The sequence below is a fragment of the Microcoleus sp. OTE_8_concoct_300 genome (genome assembly GCF_031383065.1).
Lineage (GTDB): Bacteria > Cyanobacteriota > Cyanobacteriia > Cyanobacteriales > Microcoleaceae > Microcoleus.
Genome location: NZ_JANMZH010000354.1, coordinates 1 through 4980, shown reverse-complemented (window position 1 = coordinate 4980; position 4980 = coordinate 1). Strand labels below are relative to the sequence as shown.

The 4980-nt window shown below is 41.4% G+C and carries 2 protein-coding genes and 1 pseudogene; 2 read left to right on the top strand and 1 reads right to left on the bottom strand.

Annotation, left to right across the window (positions count from 1 at the left end; genetic code table 11):
• Positions 1-235, top strand: a 235-nt coding sequence (locus tag ACUVJL_RS16105) for a hypothetical protein (RefSeq protein ID WP_445246772.1), incomplete at its 5' end; no start/stop codon positions are given.
• Positions 236-329: 94 nt separating this feature from the next.
• On the opposite strand, the gene ACUVJL_RS16100 is transcribed toward ACUVJL_RS16105, so the two are convergent.
• Entirely contained in the window at positions 330-4583 is a 4254-nt protein-coding gene (locus tag ACUVJL_RS16100; protein ID WP_445246771.1) for an nSTAND3 domain-containing NTPase, read from the bottom strand.
• A 129-nt stretch (positions 4584-4712) separates the two neighbouring features.
• Between ACUVJL_RS16100 and ACUVJL_RS16095 the strand changes: the two are divergent.
• Positions 4713-4980: pseudogene (locus ACUVJL_RS16095) on the top strand (hypothetical protein); the annotation flags it as partial.

Genomic DNA, 4980 nt, shown 5'->3' with positions numbered 1-4980 from the left:
GGTAGCTATGACCCTTGATAAGCATAAGCTTGACGGTATCCCTCAAATTACTGTAAAAACTTTGCCATCTAGGGAATTTGAGTTACTTCTATTGACAGCAGGCTACGGTAAAATGGGTACGGCTCCGGCTCAGGGAAATCGCCTGAAAGTCTGGTGGACTCATTCTACTTTTAGACGCATTGAAGCTATTTATAGTCCTGATGGAACTGTTGCTATTACTGCTTATCATGTTTAGACTTGTAGTTAAACAAACCCAGAAGTTTTTATTGACTCTTTTGATAAGAGAGTGCGATCGCGCTTTCGGAAAATAAGGGCGATCGCTCTTTTGGTTATTTGGAGAAAGGGGCGATGCTTAGAATATCAGAGACCCAAAACAAATACGCGGAAAAAGCATACTGTTTCCCTGTTTCTAGTCGATTAGCCCATTCAACGATTCCTTCTAAACCCATTGACACTTGACCCTGAAAATCGGAAGTTGGTAAAACCTGATTGTGTAAAGCTTGTAAAGCTTGCACTACAGCCACTAAATTTGGACGGTTTTCATAGTCAGAAGGTGAGAATTCCCCGAAAAAATTTCCTATTTCTACCTCTGTATCTCGCACTAACTGTAAAGCTTCCTTCATAGGAGCAACTAGACGCTGAATATACTGTTGAAATTCTTTTTTTCCTTGCTCATCTAAATCGGGAAGTCTTGCAAAATCTCGAAGATGGGCTGCAAATAACGATAACTTGGACACCGAAGCAGTTAGCTTATGCGCCACTTCTAAACGCGGTTCTGCCCAAGTTGTTAATCTCAATTCAGTTAAAGCATCTGGAGGAATAGGATGGGGAGCTAAATTCCACCACTTCAATTCAAGCTGTTCGTCATTTGATAACAGAACATTTAGGGAAATGCGCCATGCCGTAGCATTCAAAGACTTGCCTTTGACTAAGGGCATAATGACAACAAGAGGCCAATTTAAGTCAATCACATGGTATCGCAAGTCTTTGTTCTTAAGTTCCAAAAATGCCTGCCAGATCGCAGTCAGTACCCTTTCCAAGGAGTTGTATACTTCTACAGGATTTTCGCCATCAATTTTTATCCACAGTGTGCGTTCCTGTCTCCAAAGAATCTCTTCAGATACAATCTGAATCCGTAACTTATCAGAGGAAATATTTCGCAACTCTTTTTTTAGATTGTTTCTAATTCCTCTTTTAAGATTATCAAATCGATTGGCAGACTCTGGGACAGGATTCTTTAAGCGTAAATCTGGTTGAGATGTAAATAAATACCAGAGATTCCATACACGCCTATACACTACCTGTTCTTGACCATCCAAAGACTCCAATTCATTGTCATTGATAAATTGAGCGAGCAACTGTCTAAAGTTCTTGTGGAGCTTGGGCAAAACTTGGATTGTATTAGCTAGGTTGAAATTGGATATACGAATCACATGAGGTTGAACCCCTTTTTGTTTGGCGATTTCAATTATTTGGTTTTTGGTTGCCTCATTGTTCTGTTCAGGCTTCAATCCTTTTCCCAAGACTGGATTTAATGCCATTCCATGAAGTGCTTGGTTAAAAAATTTATAAAGAGTGCTAGTGTAAGTTCCAAAATTAGTTAAAAAAGGCTTGTATAATTTGAGAAACAAAGTTCGCTTACTGACAACGGGTAAATTTTCTTTAGCCTCTTTACTACCTTCACTAGGTGAATCCGAGGTCAGTTCATCAACAAAACCCCATTCATCAAGAGCGCCAAGGGGAAGCAGGGGCTTTTTTAGCAGTATCTGCCGACAATAATCCCATCTTTCTGCATTAATTGATTTATCCATTAACGGAACGTTTTTTGAGTGACGGAAATATACTTCTAAACCCTGTTCTAGTTGTTTAATCGCTTGCAGTACAGTCTGTCTGAGGTTTACAATTGAATGAGTATATTCCTGCCAAGTTTTAGGTCGAAAAGGTTGTAGCGCCAATCCTCTAAATGTTGAATTGACTGAGATCAGCCACGAGATTGGAAGATACGGCTTGGAAATACCTGTTTTTTGAGTGTCATCGAATGGAATTTCACCTGACCACACCCTGTGACCGTAACCTTGACAAGCATACAGTTCTCGATCGGGCAGCAGTCTTCTTAATAGTCCGCATCGCTGCACGGCTTCTTCATGCAAGCGATTTTTAGTAGTTTCGGCTTCTTGTTCGTCTTCAGATTGAGAGCCATTTTGTTGCTGGATATCAACAATAAAATGAGCCGTAAGTTTTTCTCCATCATCTTCCAATGCTACTGTTTGTGTTTCTTGCCGAAAGCGATTCATAAGTCTAGAGCGATTCGTCTCCAGCCAAGAACTAAAGCCTTCCTGATATCCGTAAGATAATCCCAGGATTAAATCAGCTAAGATATCGATGGGGAGCGTATCAATCGCTCGGTCAATCTCATAATTAGAAAGCCATTCTGCTAAAGGCCAGGATACTCCAAAATGTCCTATCCAAAATATTGTTTCCGCCATACCAGACCAATCCACATCAGATGAGGGTGCTGTAGGTTTTTGAACCCGACTTGACAACCATGTTTCAGCACGTACAAACACCTGCTTCTTATCAGTCTGACGAGATTGAAAAGCTTCTATTCGCCGTCGTCCTTCTGGAGGAAGTGTATGTCCCAACTCGCTTAACCACAATCTCCCCCATCCAGGAGTAGCATCTGCTATATCGCAATCTAATACAGACAGAAAACCAGTTCCTACATCTTGATATATTTCTGCAAGAAGTTGTTTATTAGCTTCAGCATATTCCTTAATGCCTAACCAAATTAAAGCCCGCGTGACTCCTGCTATTGCAGTCCACTGTTGTGGCTGATATGAGGTAAGAGAGTTTAGCAAAGGTTCAATTTCAAACCGATGACGCGAGAAGGCGTAAAGGAGAAAACTTTCAACATCCCGTTCAAAGATGAATGGCAAACAGATGCTAGCACTTTCCGACCAGGGTGACAATGTTGAATCGCTTAGAAGGTCAGCAAGTATTGCTGAACGTATAGGATGTAATCCCTGTATTAGGGAACCATCCTCACTAAGCCTCAGCAAATACTCTCCTTCAAATAGTTCAAAAGTTCTCTCGGGCACAGTTAAAGCTAAATGTTTGACAAGGGGTTTAATTTGCAACCGAGATTCAAAGGCTGACGCTACAGAAGCCAATCTCAAGAGTTTAATTTCTGCATAACTTAGCTTTCCTGTTCTGGCTTCATCCTCAAGTCCTCTTATTTGTTGTGAGAGTCTTTCTCGAAGAGAATTTCCCTGAGTCACCAGATAGACAAATTCCATGAGGGGGCCTTCACCGCCAAACCTGTTCCAGGCCTCCTCAAAAGTCAATATCTCTGCTGGAAGTTTCTTGTTTGTAAGAGATTGATAGATTTCCTGCGCCTCAATTCGATTGAAGGTCAGTTCGACTCCAGAAAATTGAATTTCAGCACCAGAAATACTGGCTCGACGAAAATCTTCTTCGCGAACCGTTACTAGAACTTGAATGTTTCTATGAGTAGATAATTCCTTGACTAACTCAGTCCAACCAATATGGTTGGGTGAGACATCCAAGTAAACGGCAATTGGTATACCGATTGCATCAGCTTGACCTGCTAGAGCCGTCGCAATACTAAGAGCGTGTTCTCTACTATCAATTAGTTGAACTTTAAATCGCCATTGGTCTGGAAAGAACTCGTGAAGATAGCGAAATGCTAAAGTAGTCTTGCCTTGACCAGAAGCCCCGTGGATAATAACGACTCTATTTTCTTCAAAATTTTTAGCTATTTCTTGTAATTTTTGAGAGCGCAAAACATCAACATCCGCCAGAATATGCTCGTAACGAGCTGAAATTCCACGATAAAATTCATCCGATAATTCATCTTTTAATTTGGCATCAATCTCTGGCTCTTCTAGAGGCACAATGGTGGTAAACCACTCTTTGTGATGGGCAGCCCGTTCAGCTAGAAACCGACCGACTTTGTTAATCCTATCAACCACATCACGCCGAGTTATCTTGCACTTGTTCTCGGCACAGATATACAGCCAAAAATTTAATAGTTCAAAGGCAGACTCTGCATCTACACCCGTTAAAGTCTCTTTGAGAAACCTATACACACTCTCTGTTATTGCAGCTTCTTTTACACGAATTAACTGTATTTTTGCCAAGAGGCTATCTGCTTCTACCTCGGACAGAAATTTGTGTTCGCTGAGTTTTCTGGCTACAGTTTGTCGTTTATTATCATTTTCCCCACAAGCTTGGCGCATTTCCTGACCTATTTCACCGAAACTAGCGATCCTAATTGTCAAGTGAGAGTTAGTCTTCAAAAGTTGGGCTACTCTGTAAAAGAAAGAATCACTTTTTTTAAGCTTAAAAGAGGAAAGCGCCAGATCCTGACTGTGCGCTTTGACCTGTACTACTTCCACGAGATTGTTACTAGCGTCAAAAATAGCTAGGTCTTCTTTACCTTCAGGCTGAAAAGTAAAGTTCGCGCTGTCAGTGGATTCAAGTAGGCGCGAAAGTGTGTATAGAGCTTGAAGTCGATAGCCGCGATATGCAGGCGTAGCGTCAGATTGTGAGGATACGGACATCTGTATAGTGTGAAAATGCGAATCGGCTTTAAAACATTTGTTCTATTATGACATTACTCAAAGTCTAGTTAAAATAAAAAGAGAGATTTTTTGATTAAATTAAAAAGATATGCACTCAGGATGATGACGATGCGTAAATACATTGTTTTTAGAGCCGAAGGGCGGCAACCGGGATGGGAAGATCGAATGCTATCCCACACTCATTCTCTGACTCGCATCCTTGCTGAATACTTCGATTCCTCCGATCGCCCGATCCCGCAACCAGGATACAGGCCAACCGAGTTTGTCAGGGTTGAAGCAGAACACGAACCCAATTTCCACGGTTGGAGTACCCATTACAAAACAGGTGATTGGGAAGTTGCTAGAGTCGAAACCTACACCCCCGATATCCCCAACC